Annotated in this window: 14 protein-coding genes; 1 reads left to right on the top strand and 13 read right to left on the bottom strand. The window is 64.0% G+C overall.

What is annotated here, in order from left to right:
- Positions 1 to 94: 94 nt before the first annotated feature.
- On the bottom strand, positions 95 to 1,231 hold the full coding sequence (locus tag ABWL39_RS13160) for a 5-(carboxyamino)imidazole ribonucleotide synthase (RefSeq protein ID WP_367791781.1): 1,137 nt from the start codon (positions 1,229 to 1,231) through the stop codon (positions 95 to 97).
- A gap of 10 nt (positions 1,232 to 1,241) precedes the next feature.
- The gene (gene purE / locus ABWL39_RS13155) at positions 1,242 to 1,730 is read right to left on the bottom strand and encodes a 5-(carboxyamino)imidazole ribonucleotide mutase (RefSeq protein ID WP_367791778.1); all 489 of its coding nucleotides are present in this window, start codon (positions 1,728 to 1,730) and stop codon (positions 1,242 to 1,244) included.
- 137 nt (positions 1,731 to 1,867) lie between these two features.
- Here purE and ABWL39_RS13150 point away from each other — a divergent pair, with 137 nt between their 5' ends.
- Complete coding sequence (locus ABWL39_RS13150; RefSeq protein ID WP_367791775.1) at positions 1,868 to 4,363, top strand: ATP-binding protein; 2,496 nt, start codon at positions 1,868 to 1,870, stop codon at positions 4,361 to 4,363.
- Between the two features lie 78 nt (positions 4,364 to 4,441).
- Here ABWL39_RS13150 and malE (ABWL39_RS13145) read toward each other — a convergent pair whose 3' ends face one another.
- From malE (ABWL39_RS13145) to ABWL39_RS13095, 11 genes are all read right to left on the bottom strand, one after another.
- Positions 4,442 to 5,656 carry a maltose/maltodextrin ABC transporter substrate-binding protein MalE gene (gene malE / locus ABWL39_RS13145; RefSeq protein ID WP_367791772.1) on the bottom strand — a complete coding sequence of 405 codons (1,215 nt, stop codon included), beginning with the start codon at positions 5,654 to 5,656 and terminating at the stop codon, positions 4,442 to 4,444.
- Positions 5,657 to 6,019: 363 nt separating this feature from the next.
- On the bottom strand, positions 6,020 to 7,066 hold the full coding sequence (gene gap, locus ABWL39_RS13140; RefSeq protein WP_367791769.1) for a type I glyceraldehyde-3-phosphate dehydrogenase: 1,047 nt from the start codon (positions 7,064 to 7,066) through the stop codon (positions 6,020 to 6,022).
- A gap of 214 nt (positions 7,067 to 7,280) precedes the next feature.
- Positions 7,281 to 8,159 (bottom strand): aldo/keto reductase family oxidoreductase, encoded by an 879-nt coding sequence (locus ABWL39_RS13135; protein WP_367792067.1) that lies wholly within the window; start codon positions 8,157 to 8,159, stop codon positions 7,281 to 7,283.
- 66 nt (positions 8,160 to 8,225) lie between these two features.
- The gene (locus ABWL39_RS13130; RefSeq protein ID WP_367791766.1) at positions 8,226 to 8,669 is read right to left on the bottom strand and encodes a pullulanase-associated domain-containing protein; all 444 of its coding nucleotides are present in this window, start codon (positions 8,667 to 8,669) and stop codon (positions 8,226 to 8,228) included.
- Between the two features lie 77 nt (positions 8,670 to 8,746).
- Positions 8,747 to 9,637 carry a maltose ABC transporter permease MalG gene (gene malG, locus ABWL39_RS13125; RefSeq protein ID WP_367791763.1) on the bottom strand — a complete coding sequence of 297 codons (891 nt, stop codon included), beginning with the start codon at positions 9,635 to 9,637 and terminating at the stop codon, positions 8,747 to 8,749.
- 176 nt (positions 9,638 to 9,813) lie between these two features.
- Complete coding sequence (gene malF, locus ABWL39_RS13120; protein WP_367791760.1) at positions 9,814 to 11,346, bottom strand: maltose ABC transporter permease MalF; 1,533 nt, start codon at positions 11,344 to 11,346, stop codon at positions 9,814 to 9,816.
- 202 nt (positions 11,347 to 11,548) lie between these two features.
- Positions 11,549 to 12,751: a maltose/maltodextrin ABC transporter substrate-binding protein MalE gene (gene malE / locus ABWL39_RS13115; protein ID WP_367791757.1), complete on the bottom strand. Its 1,203-nt coding sequence runs from the start codon at positions 12,749 to 12,751 to the stop codon at positions 11,549 to 11,551.
- Positions 12,752 to 12,859: 108 nt separating this feature from the next.
- Complete coding sequence (locus tag ABWL39_RS13110; RefSeq protein WP_367791754.1) at positions 12,860 to 13,981, bottom strand: ABC transporter ATP-binding protein; 1,122 nt, start codon at positions 13,979 to 13,981, stop codon at positions 12,860 to 12,862.
- A gap of 23 nt (positions 13,982 to 14,004) precedes the next feature.
- Positions 14,005 to 15,627 (bottom strand): alpha-glucosidase family protein, encoded by a 1,623-nt coding sequence (locus ABWL39_RS13105; protein WP_367791751.1) that lies wholly within the window; start codon positions 15,625 to 15,627, stop codon positions 14,005 to 14,007.
- Positions 15,628 to 15,790: 163 nt separating this feature from the next.
- On the bottom strand, positions 15,791 to 17,062 hold the full coding sequence (locus tag ABWL39_RS13100) for a maltoporin (protein ID WP_367791748.1): 1,272 nt from the start codon (positions 17,060 to 17,062) through the stop codon (positions 15,791 to 15,793).
- A 171-nt stretch (positions 17,063 to 17,233) separates the two neighbouring features.
- The gene (locus ABWL39_RS13095; RefSeq protein ID WP_367791745.1) at positions 17,234 to 17,863 is read right to left on the bottom strand and encodes a bifunctional 4-hydroxy-2-oxoglutarate aldolase/2-dehydro-3-deoxy-phosphogluconate aldolase; all 630 of its coding nucleotides are present in this window, start codon (positions 17,861 to 17,863) and stop codon (positions 17,234 to 17,236) included.
- Positions 17,864 to 17,905: the final 42 nt, after the last annotated feature.

Below are 17,905 nucleotides of genomic sequence, written 5' to 3'. Positions count from 1 at the left end.
TTCCTTGGTCAGGTTCTTGCGCGCGCCCGCTGCGATAGCGGCGGGCGCGCCATGGTGGTCACAAAGCCGGGCACGGCATGGCAATTGACTGCGCTCAGGCGCCCTTCAGCATCTGCTTCAGTTCGGCCGCCAGCTTGTAGGCGCTGTCGGCATCGGCGGCAAGCACGTCGAAATGCCCCATCTTGCGGCCGATGCGCGCCTCTTTCTTGCCGTAGAGGTGCAGCTTCACCGCCGGCTCGGACAGCAGCTTGTCCCAGGCCGGCTCGTCGTCGCGCCAGATGTCTCCGAGCAGATTCACCATCGCGACCGGGCTCAACAGGCGCGTGTCGCCGGGCGGCAGGCCGCACATCGCGCGCACCTGCTGCTCGAACTGGCTCGTCGCACAGGCCGAGATCGTGTAGTGGCCGCTGTTGTGCGGGCGTGGCGCGATCTCGTTGATCAGCAGGCTATCGTCGTCAAGCACGAAGAATTCGACCGCCAGCACGCCGACATAGTCGAGTGCCTGCGCCAGCGTGAGCGCCATCTCGCGAGCACGGGCGGCGATCGGCTCGGGCACGCGCGCCGGCACGATGCTGATGTCGAGAATGCCCGATTCATGCTGGTTTTCGGCGACCGGGAAGGTGGTGACTTCGTCTGCCGAGGTGCGTGTGACAATGACCGAGACCTCGGTCTTGAGGTTCAGCATCTTTTCCAGCACGCAGGGGCGGCTGCCCATCTGCGCAAATGCCTGTTTGGCCTCCTCGGCCGTCTTGACGCGGACCTGGCCCTTGCCGTCATACCCCAGGCGGGCAATCTTCAGGATGCCGGGCAGGTGGCCGGACAGCGCCTGCTCCAGGTCTGCAGCCCGCTCGATGGCGAGGAAGGGCGCGACCGACAGGCCGGCACCGCTGATGTAGCGCTTTTCCTTGATGCGGTCCTGCGCGATCGACACGCATTCGGCTTTCGGCGACACCGGCATGCGTGCCTGCAGGAAGCGCATGCTCTCAGCCGGCACGTTCTCGAATTCGGTGGTCACGGCGGCACAGGTATCGACCAGCATCTGCAACGCGCCCGGGTCGTCGTATTTGGAACAGATATGCACGTCGGCCAGGCCGCCGGCCGGGCTGTCCGGGTCCGGATCGAGCACGGTGACGCGGTAGCCCATGGCGCGCGCGGCCATGGTGAACATGCGGCCCAACTGGCCGCCGCCAAGGATGCCGAGCATCGCATTGGGAAGAATATGGGGGGTCATCACTCGCTCCTTACTCGATGTCGGGCAGGGTCATCGCCAGCACGGTCTGTTTCTGCTTCTCGCGGAATGCCTCCAGCGCCAGGCGCAGCCGTGCGTCCTGGGTGGCCAGCTGCGCCACGGCGAACAGCGCTGCGTTGGCCGCACCGGCCTCGCCGATCGCAAAGGTGGCGACCGGAATGCCCTTGGGCATCTGCACGATGGAGTACAGCGAATCCTGTCCCTTGAGGTATTTGGACGGTACCGGCACACCGAGCACCGGCACGATGGTCTTGGCCGCCAGCATGCCCGGCAGGTGAGCCGCACCACCGGCACCGGCGATGATCGCCTTGATGCCGCGATCCTGCGCGGTTTCTGCGTACTGGTACAGCAGATCGGGGGTGCGGTGGGCCGAAACGACGCGCGCCTCGAACTCGACGCCGAATTCCTTGAGTACCTTGGCAGCGTTCTGCATTACTTCCCAGTCGCTGTTGCTGCCCATCACGATGCCGACTTGAATCATCTTGCTGCTCATAAGCGAGTGAAAAGTTTGTAATTTTAGCGCACTCCGCCAGCCTGCGACATGTCTTTGCCGAGCGACGTTGCCGGGCGCGGGATTCATCATATATAACCAAGGAGGATTCCCTCACGGCCATCGACATGCCCTTTGCCCAGACCTCGCTTGCCACGCGCACCCTCTCCCGCATGGGGATACGCATCGCCATCGTCATCGTGGTCGCCACGGTGCTGACCTATTGGCACCTCTACGATGCACTACAGGGCAGCCTGCTCAACGGCCTGCGCGATTACGTCGATGCCCGCGGGCGCGGCGAGAGCGAGCAGTTCCTGCTGGCCGAGACGCAGACCAGGATGCTCACCGACGAGTTCATGAAGCGCCTGATCCTGCTTGACGACAGCGATCCGAAAGCCGAATTCGACGCGATTTTCAGCCGCTACCCCGATGGCCTGTGGCGCGTACGCCCGGATATCAACGACTTCCACACCAAGGCCACGATTTTCGTACGCCACGATGTCGAGATCACGCCGGATCTGCGCCGGCGCCTGGTCACGGCCTACCACCTGCTGTCGGAGTGGGGCATGCTGACCACCAACCGCTTCCTCGACAGCTTCATGAACATGCCGGAACAGCTGTCGGTCAACTTCGCGCCCTTCGTCGACTGGAGCATGGAGGCCAAGCGCGACACCGATATCTACACCTACGAGACGGTGTGGCGCTCGACCAAGAAAAAGAATCCCGAGCGCAAGCCATTCTGGACCAGCGTGTATTTCGACGAAGGTGCCAAGAAGTGGATGGTGTCGCACGTCACGCCCGGGGACTTGCGTGGCCGCTGGGTGATCTCGTCCGGGCACGACATCGTGATCGACGACCTGGTCAAGCGCACGGCCAACCAGCAGCTGGCGGGCACCTACAACATCATCCTGCGCCAGGATGGCCAGCTGATCGCCCACCCGCGCCTGACCGCGCAGATCCAGAAGGCTGGCGGCAATCTCAGCGTCGACAAGCTCAACGAGCCCGCGCTCAGCGCCATCGTCAGCTCGGTGCTGAAGACCGCGCAAGTCCCCGCCATCACCGAATCGGCCGATGGCAGTGCCTTTCTCGGCATCAGCCAGATTCGTGGCCCGAACTGGTATTTCGTGACCGTCTACCCGAAGTCGCTGCTGCGCAAGCTGGCGTTCGACAACGCGTCCTTCGTGCTCGGCCTGGGGGCCCTGTCGCTGCTGATCGAGCTGATCCTGCTCAACCTGGTGCTGCGCCGCCATGTGGCCCAACCGCTGCAGAGCCTGATCAGCGCAACCGAGCGCATCCGCTCCGGCGACTGGAACGTGCGCATCGAGACCCCCAATCCCGACGAGGTCGGCCGCTTGGGGCACTCGTTCTCGGCCATGGCCCAGTCGCTCGGCGAGCGCGACCGCCAGCTGCTGCGCTCGGCCCAGGACCTGGCCGAACAGGTGCAGATCGCCAAGGCCAACGAGGCGCGCCTGCATGCGATCAGCCAGGCGATGCCCGACGCCTTCTTCGTGGTCGACCGGCACGGCCAGATTCTCGAGGCGACCGGCAACCCGACGCTGTTCTATCACCCGACACCGCGCGGCAAGTATGTCCGCGATATCCTCCCGGCTGACCTGGCGGGCGAGGTGATGCGCATCGTCGAGCGTTGCCTCGACACCGGCCAGACGCAGATCTACGAATACCCTTTGAACATCAATGAGCAGCCGCGCTGGTTCGAGGGGCGCATTGCCCGTCTGTCCTTGCCGAACGAGCGCGATGCGGTGGTGTGGCTGGCGCGTGACGTAACCGAGCGCAAGGTGGCGGAGATCGAGCTGCGCCAGGCGCGCGACAACCTCGAACAGCGCGTCGCGGCGCAGACCGCCGACCTGACCGCCGCCCGCGACCGGGCCGATGCGGCGAATCAGGCCAAGACGCAGTTCCTCTCCAATATGTCGCATGAGCTGCGCACACCCATGCATGCCATCCTGAGCTTCGCACGGCTGGGCCTGGAAAAATCCGGGCAGGTGCCGCCCGACAAGCTGCAGCGCTACTTCACCAACATCAGCGACTCGGGCGAACGCATGCTGGCGCTGGTCAACGATCTGCTCGACATCGCCCGCCTCGAATCGGGCAAGATGGCCTACACCGTGGCGCTGCAGCCGATACGTCCGGTGATCGACCAGACCATCGCCGAGCTCGACGAGCTGGTCGGCAGCAAGGCGTTGCAGGTGCGGGTCGAGCCGGCCGATTTCGACCTGAGCTTCCCTTTCGACTCCCTGCGCATCGGCCAGGTGCTGCGCAATCTGCTGTCCAATGCCATCAAGTTCAGCGGCGAACACTCCAGCATCGAGATCGAGCTGACGGTCCACGCCACGCCATCGCCGCGCCTCGTGGTCAAGGTGATGGACCGCGGCATCGGCATTCCCGCGGGCGAGCTGGAGAGCATTTTCGACAAGTTCGTGCAGAGCAGCCTGACGGCGCGCGAAGTCGGCGGCACCGGCCTGGGCTTGCCGATCTGCCGCGAGATAGTGCGCGGGCACGGAGGCGAGATCCATGCGGAGCACCGGGTCGGTGGCGGCACCACCATCACCTTCTGGCTACCGCTCGGCGACGACACCCAGGCCGTCGGTGCGGCCGCCGGTTGATGCCGGCACGGGGTCAAACCCGCAGGACCAGACAAAGGCCCGCTGAGGGCCTTTGTCTGGTCTGCTGCAGGGGCAGGCTCAGCGCTTGTCCTTGCCGACCACGGCCTTGGCGACCAGATCGAGCGCCTCCTTGGGCTTCTTGCGATCGGGTGCGTCGGTCGTCGTCTGCTGCAGGGCCATCGCCATCGCGCCCCAGAAGCGGTTCATCTCGGGATTGTGCGGCATCGGCTTGCCCGCGCTGACCGCCTCCATCGAGGCGCGGATATTGGCGTCGTTGTACAGCTCGCCAAAGAATGCCTTGTGGGCGGGCACGCCGATCGGCACGTCTTCGTTCATCTTGCGCAGGCCGGCGGGCTGTTCGAGAAAGCCCTCGATGAACTGGGTCGCGGCCTTCTGGTTCGGGCTGTGGGCGGCGACCATCGCCCCCAGCACACCGACGAAGGGCCTGGCCGGCTTGCCCTTCACCGTCGGCAGCGGGGCAATGCCAAAGTTGACCTTGGCGTCGCGCAGCCCATCCCAGGCCCAGGGGCCGGAGATGAACATGGCCTGCTTGCCGTCCTGCATGGCGCGCTCGGCATCGGCGTAGGGCATGCCGTTGGCCGGAAGCACACCCTTGTCGACCAGGCTGGCCAACACTTCCAGGCCGGCAATCGCCCCCGGCTTGTTGACCCCGGTCTCACCCGACAGGTAGTTGCCGTTGATGTCGCGCGGGAAGATGAAGCCACCGTTGGCGGCCAGCAAGGGCCATGAGAAGTAAGGGCTGGTGTATTCCCAGCCGATGGCGCGGATACCGCGGGCCTTGAGCTTCTTGTCGAGCTCGGGCAGCTCTTCGAAGCTCTTGGGCGGGTTGGGCAGCAGGTCCTTGTTGTAGATCAGGCTGATGGCCTCGACCGCGATGGGGTAGCCCCAGGTCTTGCCATCGACCGCGAATGCCTCCCAGCCGACGCTGACCACGCTGTCGCGCAGGCTGTCGGGCACCTTCACCGGAGACAGCAAGCCCTTGCCGACCCATTCGCCGAGCCGGTCATGCGGCCAGATCCAGATATCGGGGCCCTGTTTGGTGCCGCCGAACTGCGTGAACTTGCCGGTGGCGTCGTCCGGATGTTCGACCTTGACCGGGATGCCGGTTTTCCTGGTGAAATCGTCGCCGACCTTCTGCAGGCCACGGTAGCCCTTGTCGCCGTTGATCCAGATCAGCAGCTTGCCGTTGTCCCAGGCCTGCGCGCCTTGCGCCAGCACACAACACATTGCGCCGGCCAGGAGCCGGACGCGACCGTTTGCTACGGTTTTCATTGGTATTGTCACCCTCACTCTTTGGTTCCCCTGACGGGGGCATACGCCGCCATACGGTGAGCCATGCGAGGGTGAGCACCGCCGCCGGGCCAGCCAATGCCGGCGCCTTCTGTCCGTGGCTCACAGGCCATGGTCATTTCTTATATTGCTTGTCTTAATACTGCTTGCCTGCTGCCGCTCAGACGCAGGGCTTGGACACCCGGCGCGAGCCAGGTGGTGGGCCGGAATGGGTTGCCCGTCTTCGCGGCGCATGGCGGGGCCCATGCGGCAAGAAAACGGGCACATGCTGGCAGCACCGCCCGCCGGCACACCAGACGGCCCTCTCAAGGCCGCCGGCAGGCTTGCCCGGCGGCGGCCTCGGCCTCACGCGGTCACGGCGCTACTGGTGTGACCCTGATGCGAGGCGGTCATCAACGCCTTGGCGGCATCGAGCATGCGGTTCGAATAGCCCCATTCGTTGTCGTACCAGGCCATGATCTTGACCTGGGTGCCGTTGACGACCTTGGTCTGGGTCGCGTCGAAGATGCTGGAGGCGGCGTTGTGGTTGAAATCGACCGACACCAGCGGCAGCGTGTTCACCTTGAGCACGTCCTTGAGCGCGCCCGCGGCGGCTTCCTGCACGATGGCGTTGACCTCTTCCTTGGTGGTCGGGCGCGAAGCCTGGAACACCAGGTCGACCAGCGACACATTGATCGTCGGTACGCGCACCGCCATGCCGTCGAGCCTGCCGGCGAGCTCCGGTAGCACCAGCCCCAGGGCCGAGGCGGCGCCGGTCTTGGTCGGGATCATCGACTGCGTGGCCGAGCGGGCGCGGCGCAGGTCGCTGTGGTAGACGTCGGTCAGCACCTGATCGTTGGTGTAGGAGTGGATCGTCGTCATCAAGCCGGAAACGATGCCCAGCTTGTCGTTGAGCGCCTTGGCCACGGGCGCCAGACAGTTGGTGGTGCACGAGGCGTTGGAGATCACCGTGTGCTCGGGCTTCAGCGTTTGATGGTTGACGCCGTAGACCACGGTGGCATCGACGTCGGTGCCGCCAGGCGCCGAGATCACCACCTTCTTCGCGCCGGCCACCAGGTGCGCCGAAGCGGTGTGCTTGCTGGTGAACAGGCCGGTGCATTCGAGCACCACGTCGACATGCATGGCGCCCCAGGGCAGCTTGGCCGGATCGCGCTCGGACAGGAAGTGGATACGGTCGCCGTTGACCAGGATGTCGCTGCCGTCGACCTTCACCTCGGCGTTGAACGGGCCGTGCACGCTGTCGAACTGCGTCAGGTGCGCATTGATGTTGGTATCGCCGAGCGTGTTGACGGCGACGATCTGCAGTTCGTTGTTACGCTTCGCTTCATACAGCGCGCGCAGCGTATTGCGGCCGATGCGGCCATAGCCGTTGATTGCCAAACGGATCGTCATGAATTTTTGCTCCTGCATATTTGGGTTTAGCGCCCATCTCAGCAGGAAACAGCCTGTGCATCCTGCTGAGATGGGCTCTACATTGCCGCTTGTTGCGGCTCACATCGCTCCGTGGGGGGCGAGAGCAATCCTGTCGACCTGCCGTGGCGTTGCGGCCCGGCGAGTCCAATCCTGTACTTCATTCGAGCCTCGCGGCTCGCTTCGGTTTCCTGCGCTAGGGCACATCATGGCCGACTGCCGCGCGCAGCAGCAGGAACCATTGTTCGCGATCCAGCCGCAGATCCAGCGCGCGCGCCGCCTGGCGCATGCTGTCGAGCTTGCCGCTGCCGATGATCGGGTGGATGCGGGCCGGGTGGGCAAGCAGCCAGGCCAGCGCCACCTGGGCCGGCGTCGCGCCACCGAGTTCTTCGCCGATCTGCGCCAGCATCGCGCGCAAGGGCGCACGGGCCGGGCTATCGTCGAACAGCGCGCCGCCACCGAGCGGCGACCAGGCCTGCGGCACGATGCCGAGGCGCTGGCACTGGTCCAGCGTGCCGTCGTAGAGCGTCTCGACATGCAGCAGCGACACCTCGACCTGGTTGGCGACCAGCCGGAACGGTAGCCGCGACTGCAGCAGTTTGAGCCGCGACGGCGTGAAGTTCGACACCCCGAAACTGCGCACCTTGCCCGCACGCTGCAGTACGGTGAAGGCTTCGGCCACCTCGTCGGCATCCATGAGCGGATCGGGGCGATGGATCAACAGGGTATCGAGATGATCGGTACCGAGATTGATCAGGGTCTGCTCGGCGGCGGCGATCAGATGGCCGCGCCGCGTGTCGTAATGGTTGAGCCTGCGCTCCGGGTGCTTGGCCGAGGTCAGCTTGATGCCACACTTGCCGATGAAGCGCAGGCGCCGACGCAAGCCGGGCCGCAGTGCAAAGGCCGCGCCACAGGCGGCTTCGGCTTCGTAGTCGCCATAGATGTCGGCAAAATCGATGCTGGTCAGCCCGAGATCGGCGCAGGCGCTGAAGAAATCGGCGAGCTCTGCCGGTGTGCGGCCCCAATCGCGTACGCGCCACGAACCAAGGATCAATCGGGAAAACTGCTGCTCCATGCCACCACCAACCTTGCCGCCAGAGTCGTTCCAACCGGGCCGCCCCGGCGGGGCGGCCATCCGTGCTTACTGCTTGGGAATGGCCTTGAGGGCCTCTTCCTTGGAGAAGTAGATGTTCTTGTCACCGGACACCACCCACACCTCGCGCGCCTTCTTCGGGTCGAAGTCCATGTCGCGGCCGAGCTGGTCCTTGCGCTCGCCCTTGTGGATGATGTAGTAGACCCTGCCATCCTTGCCGAACTCGGCCACCTTGCGCTGCCAGAACACGCCGAAGTCGTCCTCGCCGCTCGGCATCATCGGCGAGCCCCAGCTGATGCCTTCCAGCGGCAGGTCGGGCGAGCCACCGGCCCGGCGCCACAGGTGGACGCCCCAATCCTGGTACTTGCCGTCGGGACGGTGGTAGTGGATCGCCACGCTGTCGTCCGGCAGGTCCGCCGCCAGGCCGAATGCCGCGTTCGACGCCAATACCGCGCCCAGGATCAGTTTCACGAAGTTACGTTTGCTCAGCATTTCATCACTCCTCAGGATGGTCGATATCGATGTTCTTATTGTTATTGTGGTTATTGCCCTTGCCGGATAACTAGCGATCAGCCCTTCACGCCGCCCGAGGTGAGCCCGGCGATCATCCATTTCTGCGCGATCAGGAACACCACGGTGATCGGCAGGCCAGACAGGATGGCGGCGGCGGCGAAATCGCCCCACATATACTTCTGTGGGTAGAGGAAAAGCTTGGAGCCGACGGCCAGCGTGAGATTCTTTTCCTCGTGCAGGAGCACCGAGGCGACCGGGTATTCGATGATCGAGCCGATGAAGGCGAGCAGGAACACCACCATCAGGATGGGCAGCGCCATCGGCAGCAGCACGTAGCGGAAGGCCTGCCACGGCGTGGCGCCGTCCACCTTGGCCGCCTCCTCGATCTCGACCGGGATCGTGTCGTAGTAACCCTTGATGGTCCAGATATGCATGGCGATGCCGCCAGCGTAGGCGAGCACCAGCGAGCCGTGGCTGTCGATACCGAGCCAGGGCACATAGGTGCCGATCTGGTCGAAGATGGCGTAGATCGCCACCAGCGCCAGCACCGCCGGGAACATCTGCATCAGCATCAGCGCGGTCATCGTCTGCTGCTTGAAGCGGAACTTCATGCGCGCGAAGGCGTAGGCGCTGGTGGTCGACAGCAGCAGGATCACCGACGCCGAGATGGTGGCGACCTTGATCGAGTTCCACAGCCAGCGCAGCACCGGGAAGGGCGGCTCGATCAGCAGGCCGTCAGCGTTCTGGTAGGACATGCCGAGTGCCAGCTTCCAGTGCTCGAAGCTGATGGTCTCGGGGATAATGCTGCCGGTGGCAAAGTTGCCCGGACGCAGGCTGATCGACAGGATCATCAGGAACGGGAACATGATCAGCGCGATGAAGGCGATCACCCCCACATGGGCAGCCAGCACGCGCCAGCGATGCGATTTATCGAGAACTACGGCCATGATGGCTCCTCACAAGAACCGCCCGGTCTATCGAGCGGTGACAATCGGTTGGGCTCGCGGCCCGGGTCTTCGATCGCGACGGCATCACCCCACAGCCGGCGACTCGCACGCCGGCATGACACCGCCGCAATCGAAGTCTGTTGCTCTCTGCCGGGCACGGCCCGGCCTGGATTGGCCTATCGCGGCTCGGCCTGATTTACCTTGGTCAGCCGCAGGTTGACCAGCGACAGGATCGCCACGATCACGAAGATCACGGTCGAGATCGCCGCCGCCAGGCCGAAGTTCTGGCCCGAATCCTCGAACGCGATGCGGTAGGTGTAGGACACCAGCAGATCGGTGGTGCCTGCCGGCACCTTGGTATCGAGAAAGTCCGGCCGGCCGGCCGTCAACAGGCTGATCAGCACGAAGTTGTTGAAGTTGAAGGCGAAGCTCGAGATCAGCAGCGGCGTCAGCGGCTTGATGATCAGCGGCAGCGTGATCTTGAAGAAGTTGGTCAGCGGCCCGGCGCCGGCAATCGCCGAGGCTTCGTACAGATCGGCCGGGATCGCCTTGATCAGGCCCATGCACAGCACCATCATGTACGGGTAGCCGAGCCAGGTATTGACGATCAGGATCATCACCTTGGCCAGGAACGGGTCGGAGAACCACGCCGGCTTGACGCCGAACAGCGCGTCGAGAATCAGGTTGATCTCGCCGAAGCTCTGGTTGAACAGGCCCTTGAACACCAGGATCGAGATGAAGCCCGGCACCGCGTAGGGCAGGAACAGCAGCGTGCGGTAAACCATGCGGAAGCGCAACGCCTCCCAGTTCAGCACCACGGCCAGCACGATGCCGACCGTCAGCGCGAACAGCACCGTCAGCGCGGAGAACGCCACCGTCCACAGGAAGATGCGGATGAACGGCTCCTGGAAGGCCGGGTCGGTGAAGATGTGGACGAAGTTGGCGCCGCCGATGCCGACCTTGAAGCCGGGCTGTTGCTGCGTGCCGTCGGCCGCTTCGTAGAAGCCGGTCTTGAAATTGGGCTTGAGCACGGTGCCGCTTTCCTGGTTCCTGAGCGAGCCGTCGGCCTGTTTTTCATACAGCTTGTGCACAGGCGAGAACTCGCGCAGGCCGGACATCGACGCGCCACGGCCATCGGGGAAGGTCACCGAGACCGCCTTGAGCGCGCCCTGCAGCTTGATCAGCTCGCGCAGCTGGACGGGCTCGCCGAGCACCACCCTGGCGGTATCGAACGGAATCGCGGGGATCGTCAGCGGCTCGGCCTTCTTCAGCGCCAGCGCTTCGGTCACGAAGACGTTGCCCTTCTGGCTGTCTTCGAGACGGATGCGGTAGGCATTGCCGTCGGCATGCAGGGAGAAGGCATAGCTCTCGCCCTCGGCCTTGTAGGTCTCGTCGAGCAGGTATTGCGTTGCACGCTCGAAGGACAGCAGGTTCTTCGAGCTGTAATTGGTAAAGCCGATGGCCACGGTATACACCAGCGGCAGCAGCACGAACACGATGGCCGCCGCGATACCCGGGAACAGGTAGCGGTAGGCATACATCCTGGGCGAGGAATAGACGAACACGGCCGCGCCGATCGCCGCCAGCACGCTCAGCGCCAGCATCGGCTGGCCCGCACTGTAGACCATCACCACGGCGTAGAGCGATGCCAACAGCAGCGCAAGCAAGCCGCCGCGTACCAGCCATTTACTGTAAGACCTGACTTTCATGCCTGTCACACCACCAAAACTAGGGCCTTGCGGCCTCTCCAGCTCACCCTGCTGGCCGGGGGGAATATCCTGCAAGCGCATACCGACTCCAAAAGCCGCCCGGGCCGGAGGAACCCGGGCGGAAACTCAACCAGGAGATAGGGCACCGGAGGGTGCCCGCTGAGCGGCGCGGCCCGTGGGCCTGGCTGCTCAGGTACGACGCTTACTTGTTCAGGATGCGCTTGGCCGCCTTGTCCAGACCATCCTTCGCGCCTTCGCGGCCCTGGGTGATGTTCTGCAGCGCGGAGGCCATCGACGACCAGAAGCGGCCCATTTCCGGGTTGTTCGGCATCGGAGCGCCAGCCTGGGCCGATGCCATGGTTGCCTGGATGTTCGGGTCGGTCTTCAGCTCGTTGAACAGCGCCTTGTTGGCCGGGGTGCCCAGCGGCACATCGGCGTTACACGTCTTGAGGCCATTCACGGTCAGCATGTTGTTCTCGAGGAACTCGACTGCCAGATCCTTGTTCGGCGAGGCGCGGTTGATCATGGCGCCCAGCACGCCCACGAACGGCGCGGCCTTCTTGCCGTTGACGGTCGGGATCGGAGCCACGCCGAAGTTGATCTTCGACTTCTTCAGGTTGTCCCACGACCACGGGCCGTTGATCATCATCGCGACCTTGCCCTGGTTCATGCCGGCTTCCATATCAGCATAGGCTGCGCCCTTGGGCATTGCGCCACTGCTGATCAGCTTCATGATGGCTTCGACGCCCTTGACCGAGCCCGCGTTGTTCACGCCGCTATCGTTGGCATCGTAGGTGCCATCCGCGTTCTGCTTGAAGGCGTAGCCGCCACCCGCAGCCAGCAGCGGCCAGGTGAAATAGGTGTTGGTGTAGTCCCACAGCATGGCGTGCTTGCCCTGCTTCTGCAGTTCCTTGTCGAGCTTGAGCACGTCGTCGAAGCTCTTGGGCGGGGTCTTGACCAGGTCCTTGTTGTAGACCAGCGACACCGCTTCGAGCGACATCGGGTAGCCATAGACCTTGCCGGCAACCGTGAAGGCCTTCCAGGCCAGCGGGTCGATCTCGCTCTGCACCTTCTTCGACGGGGTCAACGGCACCAGCAGGCCGGACTGGATCCACTCGCCGATGCGATCGTGCGGCCAGATCCAGATGTCCGGGCCCTTGCCGGCCGCGGCAGCCTGCTGGAACTTGCCCGGCGCGTCTTCCGGGTGCTCCACGGTGACCGGAATGCCGGTCTTCTTGGTGAATTCCTCGCCGACCTTGGACAGGCCGTTATAGCACTTGTCGCCGTTGATCCAGACCAACAGCTTGCCGGCATCGGCAGCCTGCGCGGGCAGCGCGAAGGCGCCCGCCACGGCTACGGCGGCGGCGGCCGCCACGAACTTCATCTTGTCACCTGCTGAGGACATTTACATCTCCTTCTATCGTGTTATTCCCCTGACGGGGTTGGTGTTGTCACGGGTACTGCCAATTTCAGCCATGCACAGGCCCAGGTGACTTGCCGGGCCGGGATTACTTCAAGCCAGTTGCGGCGAGACGACCGCGCCGACGCGCTTGCACGCCACGCCCTGCTCATCGAACAGGTAGCAGTGCTGCGCCGGCAGGCCGACGATGATGGCTTCGCCGCGCCGCGCCTTGTTGTCGGCGCCGGCGCGCACGATCATGTGCTCGGCCCCGCCCTCGACATCGATGTACAGATAGGTCACGTCGCCCAGGTGCTCGGCCACCTGCAGCGTACCGTGCAGCACGTTGTCGCCGAGCGGGCCGTCCGCCAGCACGTGCTCCGGGCGCACGCCGAAGGTCACGCGGCTGCCGATCGCCAGGTGCGAGGCATCGACCTCGGCCTGCACCACGTCGCCGTTTTCGAGCTTGACGCGGGCCGTGCCGGGCGTCGCGCTGATCAGCTCGCCGGGCAGGAAGTTCATCTTGGGCGAGCCGATGAAGCCGGCCACGAACAGGTTGACCGGGTGGTTGTAGAGCTCGATCGGGTGGCCGACCTGTTCCACCTTGCCGGCGCTCAGCACCACGATGCGGTCGGCCAGCGTCATCGCCTCGACCTGGTCATGCGTCACGTAGATCATGGTGGTCGCCAGCTCGCGGTGCAACTTGGCGATCTCGATGCGCATCTGCACGCGCAGCGCCGCGTCGAGGTTGGACAGGGGCTCGTCGAACAGGAATACATTGGGCTTGCGCACGATGGCGCGGCCGATCGCCACGCGCTGACGCTGGCCGCCGGACAGCGCCTTGGGCTTGCGTTCGAGCAGATGCTCGATCTGCAGGATCCTGGCGGCACGCTGCACCGCCTCCTGCATCTCGCTCTTGCTGACGCCGGCCAGCTTGAGGCCGAACGCCATGTTCTCGGCCACGCTCATGTGCGGGTACAGCGCATAGCTCTGGAACACCATGGCAATACCGCGCTTGGCCGGCGGGATATCGTTGCACACGGTGCCGTCGATGAACAGCTCGCCCGCGGTGATGTCCTCCAGGCCGGCGATGGTGCGCAGCAGCGTGGACTTGCCACAGCCCGAGGGGCCGACGAAGACGACGAATTCACCGTCCTTGATGTCGAGATCGATGCCGTGCAGCGTCTCGATGTCGCCGTAGGATTTGCGGATACCTTTTAGTATGACTTCAGCCATGTTTGTCTACCTTGTGGCGCGGCTCACGCGCGCTTGAGTGTTGCGTAAAACGCCGAGTGGGCCGGCAATGCGATTTCCCCGTTTTCGATCTGGCTGGCGAAGCCATGGCCCGCTATCGGTGCGGCTTCGCAACCCGCCGGCACGCGCAGGCGCTGCGGCGCCGCCGACAGGTTGAAGCAGGCGAACACGGTATGCCCACCGAGCTCGCGCTCGAACGCGAGCACCTCGGGCTGGGCATCGACGAAACGGATGTCGCCCTCGATCAACGCCGGCTGGGTCTTGCGCCAGCGCAGGAAGGCACGGAAGAAATTGAGCACGGACTTCATGTCGAACTCCTGCACGTCGGCGGCACGCGCCAGATGCTCGGCCGGCACCGGCAGCCAGGGCTGGACGGTGCTGAAGCCGCCATGCGCGGCAGCGTGCTGCCACGGCATCGGCGTGCGGCAACCATCGCGCCCCTTGAATTCGGGCCAGAAAGTAATGCCGTAGGGGTCCTGCAGCAGCTCGAACGGGATGTCAGCCTCAGTCAGCGCCAGCTCTTCGCCCTGGTACAGGCACACGCTGCCGCGCAGGCTGCACTCCACCGCCAGCAGCACCTTGGCCAGCTCGGGCGAAGTCTCGCCCTTGCCCCAGCGCGTCATCACGCGCGCCACGTCATGATTGCCGATCGACCAGCAGCCCCAGCCATCGCCGATCTTGGCTTCGAGCTGTTCGACCTGGTCGCGGATATGGGCCGCGGAAAACTCGGGCGTCAGCAGATTGAAGCTGTAAGCCATGTGCAGCTTGTCGCCACCGGCCGTATAGGCGGCCATGACGGACAGCGAATCGTCGTCGCCGACCTCGCCCACGCTGGCCGCGCCATACTGGTCGAGCAGTGCGCGCACGCGCTTGAGGAAGGCCAGGTTTTCGGGCTGGGTCTTGTCGTACAGATGGCGCTGGTAGCCGTAGGGGTTGTCGGCCGACACCGTCGTCGTGTCACGGCTGGCGGCCGGCGGGTTGTCGCGCAGCTGCTTGTCGTGGAAATGGAAGTTGCACGCGTCGAAGCGGAAGCCGTCGACGCCGCGCTCGAGCCAGAAGCGGATGCTGTCGAGCATCGCGTCCTGCACTGCCGGATTGTGGAAGTTCAGGTCCGGCTGGCTGACGAGAAAGTTGTGCAGGTAATACTGCTTGCGCCGTGAATCCCACTGCCAGGACGAGCCGCCGAACACGCTGAGCCAGTTGGTGGGCGGCGTGCCATCGGCTTTCGCGTCCACCCACACATACCAGTCGGCCTTCGGATTGTCGCGGCTGGCGCGGCTTTCCTTGAACCACGGGTGCTGGTCAGCGCAATGCGACAGCACCTGGTCGATCACCACCTTGAGGCCGAGCTCGTGGGCGCGGGCGACCAGGCGATCGAAATCGGCGAGCGAACCGAACATCGGGTCGACATCGCAATAGTCGGATACGTCGTAGCCGAAATCCTTCATCGGCGACTTGAAGAATGGCGAGATCCAGATGGCATCGACGCCGAGCGAGGCAATGTAGGGCAGCTTGCCGATGATGCCGGGCAAATCGCCGATGCCGTCGTTGTTGCTGTCGGCAAAACTGCGCGGGTAGATCTGGTAGATCACGCCGCCGCGCCACCAATTTTGGGATGTAACGTTCATCGAAAAACCTTCATGCAATCCATTGGGACCGGTATGCCAGAGTCGGGCCCAGTGCATTGCACGCTGGGGAAAAAAAGCGGGGAGCGGGCGGAGATCGTTACCCGCCCCCGCCAACCCTCTGGGAGGAGCTTAAGAAGGAAACTGCTTGACGGCTAAGTCTGGCTTACCACCAGGCTTCGACTTGTGCACCGTAGGTGCTGCCGCTGGTGGCGTTGCCGAAGACACCGCCGGTACCGCCGGCTACACCGCCCCACTGGTCACGCGCTTCGTCGTTCCACTTGGCGTAGGTGTAGAACATGCGCAGGGTCGGGCGAGCCCAGAAGCTCTTGCCAGCCGAAATTTGCGGCGCAATCGTCATCTTCCACAGATTGCGCTTGCTGCCGCCGTCAGGCTTCACTTGGTCGTAGCCGACTTCAGTCGCCAGGCTGAACATGTCGTTAAAGTGGTAGACAGGGCGTACACCGGCGGAGAACCAAGTGTAGTTGTCTTTCTGGTCTTGATAGACCATGGTGCCCATGCCGTTCCAGTTGCCGGACTCGAACACGAACTGCTCGACGGCGCGCCACGACTTCTTGTCGCTCTTGGCGTCGAAGTCAGGGTAGGCCGCGACCAGGTTGCTGCCCGGGCCCTTGCCGTATTGCAGTGCGAGCTTGTTGAAGCCGCCCAGGAAACCGTTCTGGGTGTGTTCTACCGTAGCAATGAAGCCGTTGTCGCCGTGTGCCACGCCGTCGCGGTTATTCTGCGACTTGATGTCCACGCCGAATTCGAGGCTGCCGCCAGGGTTCACGCCGACGCCGCTCAGGCGGATATCGTTGCTGGTGATGGTCTTGCCATCATCCGGCACCTGCCATTGGGCGGGCGCGCTTGGTACGGCGGCACCGCTCTGTGCGGCATTGCGGCGGTAGGCATAGCTGAGCTTGCCGAAGCCAAGGTCGATGTCTTCGATACCTGCACCGGGGCCGCTGTTGTCCCAGTAGTAGAAGTCATTGATATGGACGTCGTGGCGTTGATAAAAGCGCTTGCCGGCCCACAGCTTGGCCGTCGCCAGCATGCCCTGGCCCCAGCCGCCCGCTTCTGCCCAGGCCTGGCGCAGCGCGAAATCGGCGGTGTTGTCCTTGGTGCCTTCCCAGTCACGATTCTGGTTGGCAACATAGGCTTCCATGACGTGCAGCTTCATGTAGCCATCGCCGGATGCCGCCTTCCAGGCATCCACGTCGAAGCCGAGTTCACCGTAGGTTTCGCATTCGTTGCCCAGGCGGTATTTGGCATACGCGCCAGGCAGCTGGAAGCAGGTCTGCTTGCCATCCTTGTTGGACGAACCGACACCCGAGCGCATGTAGCCATGGAAATCCACAGGTGCCGCCGAAGCAGCCTGAGCTACCAGCGCAGCTGCCACAGCAGCAACCGTTGTAGCGAGTTTGAATCGTTGAATCATGTCACCCTCCGAAGTGATAAATAGACGGCCGTTGTTTGTGGTGTCGGCCATCCAGAAAAACGGAACATTGATTTTTTTATTAGCGCCCCTGCCGTTTTCCTTCACTTTTTTGCGTCCTCTCCTTCCCGGTGGGAGCGTCTCCTTTCTCGCGGATCGCGGTTATCGTTCTTCTTATTGTGGCTGGCCCAGCGCGGCAGCCTGCCGCGCGAGGCCGGTGATGGCCGCCCAGTCTTGCTTGTCGAGCAGCGCTTTCGGCGTCAGCCATGAACCGCCTACGCACGCCACATTGGGCAGGGCCAGAAAATCGGGCGCCGTTTCCAGCGAAATGCCGCCGGTCGGGCAGAACATCACATCAGCGAACGGACCGCCGAGTGCCTTCAACATGCCGATGCCGCCAGCCTGTTGTGCGGGAAACAGCTTGAGCCGACGGAAACCCGCGTCGCGTGCACGCATCACGTCCGATGGTGTCATCACGCCCGGCAGCAGCGGCACCGGCGATGCCTTGCCGGCCGCCACCAGGCTGTCGGTCAGTCCTGGGCTCACCACGAAGCGCACGCCGGCGTTCACGGCAGCCTCGAGCTCGGCAGGATGGGTAACCGTGCCGGCGCCGACGATCGCATCGGGCACCGCCTCGACCATGGCGCGGATCGCGTCCAGCGCAGCCGGGGTGCGCAAGGTGACTTCCAGCACCCGGATGCCGCCGGCGACCAGCGCCTGGGCAAGCGGTACCGCTTGTTCAACCTTGTCGACGACGATCACCGGCATGACCGGCGAGGCGCGCATGATGTCCAGAATATCCATGTTCACAGCAATCCCAATAAATACGTGATCGAGCAGATCATC

The sequence above is a fragment of the Chitinivorax sp. PXF-14 genome, from assembly GCF_040812015.1.
Classification (GTDB): domain Bacteria; phylum Pseudomonadota; class Gammaproteobacteria; order Burkholderiales; family SCOH01; genus JBFNXJ01.
Note: the sequence above shows the minus strand (reverse complement) of the source record. Positions and strands in the feature narration are given on the sequence as shown.

Coding starts and splice junctions, on each gene's coding strand:
- ABWL39_RS13130 (WP_367791766.1), bottom strand. CDS start 8,669: ATGCTGAGCAAACGTAACTTCGTGAAACTGATCCTGGGCGCGGTATTG.
- ABWL39_RS13100 (WP_367791748.1), bottom strand. CDS start 17,062: ATGATTCAACGATTCAAACTCGCTACAACGGTTGCTGCTGTGGCAGCT.
- malE (WP_367791772.1), bottom strand. CDS start 5,656: ATGAAAACCGTAGCAAACGGTCGCGTCCGGCTCCTGGCCGGCGCAATG.
- purE (WP_367791778.1), bottom strand. CDS start 1,730: ATGATTCAAGTCGGCATCGTGATGGGCAGCAACAGCGACTGGGAAGTA.
- ABWL39_RS13135 (WP_367792067.1), bottom strand. CDS start 8,159: ATGGAGCAGCAGTTTTCCCGATTGATCCTTGGTTCGTGGCGCGTACGC.
- malE (WP_367791757.1), bottom strand. CDS start 12,751: ATGTCCTCAGCAGGTGACAAGATGAAGTTCGTGGCGGCCGCCGCCGCC.
- ABWL39_RS13110 (WP_367791754.1), bottom strand. CDS start 13,981: ATGGCTGAAGTCATACTAAAAGGTATCCGCAAATCCTACGGCGACATC.
- malG (WP_367791763.1), bottom strand. CDS start 9,637: ATGGCCGTAGTTCTCGATAAATCGCATCGCTGGCGCGTGCTGGCTGCC.
- malF (WP_367791760.1), bottom strand. CDS start 11,346: ATGAAAGTCAGGTCTTACAGTAAATGGCTGGTACGCGGCGGCTTGCTT.
- ABWL39_RS13095 (WP_367791745.1), bottom strand. CDS start 17,863: ATGGATATTCTGGACATCATGCGCGCCTCGCCGGTCATGCCGGTGATC.
- ABWL39_RS13105 (WP_367791751.1), bottom strand. CDS start 15,627: ATGAACGTTACATCCCAAAATTGGTGGCGCGGCGGCGTGATCTACCAG.
- ABWL39_RS13150 (WP_367791775.1), top strand. CDS start 1,868: ATGCCCTTTGCCCAGACCTCGCTTGCCACGCGCACCCTCTCCCGCATG.
- gap (WP_367791769.1), bottom strand. CDS start 7,066: ATGACGATCCGTTTGGCAATCAACGGCTATGGCCGCATCGGCCGCAAT.
- ABWL39_RS13160 (WP_367791781.1), bottom strand. CDS start 1,231: ATGACCCCCCATATTCTTCCCAATGCGATGCTCGGCATCCTTGGCGGC.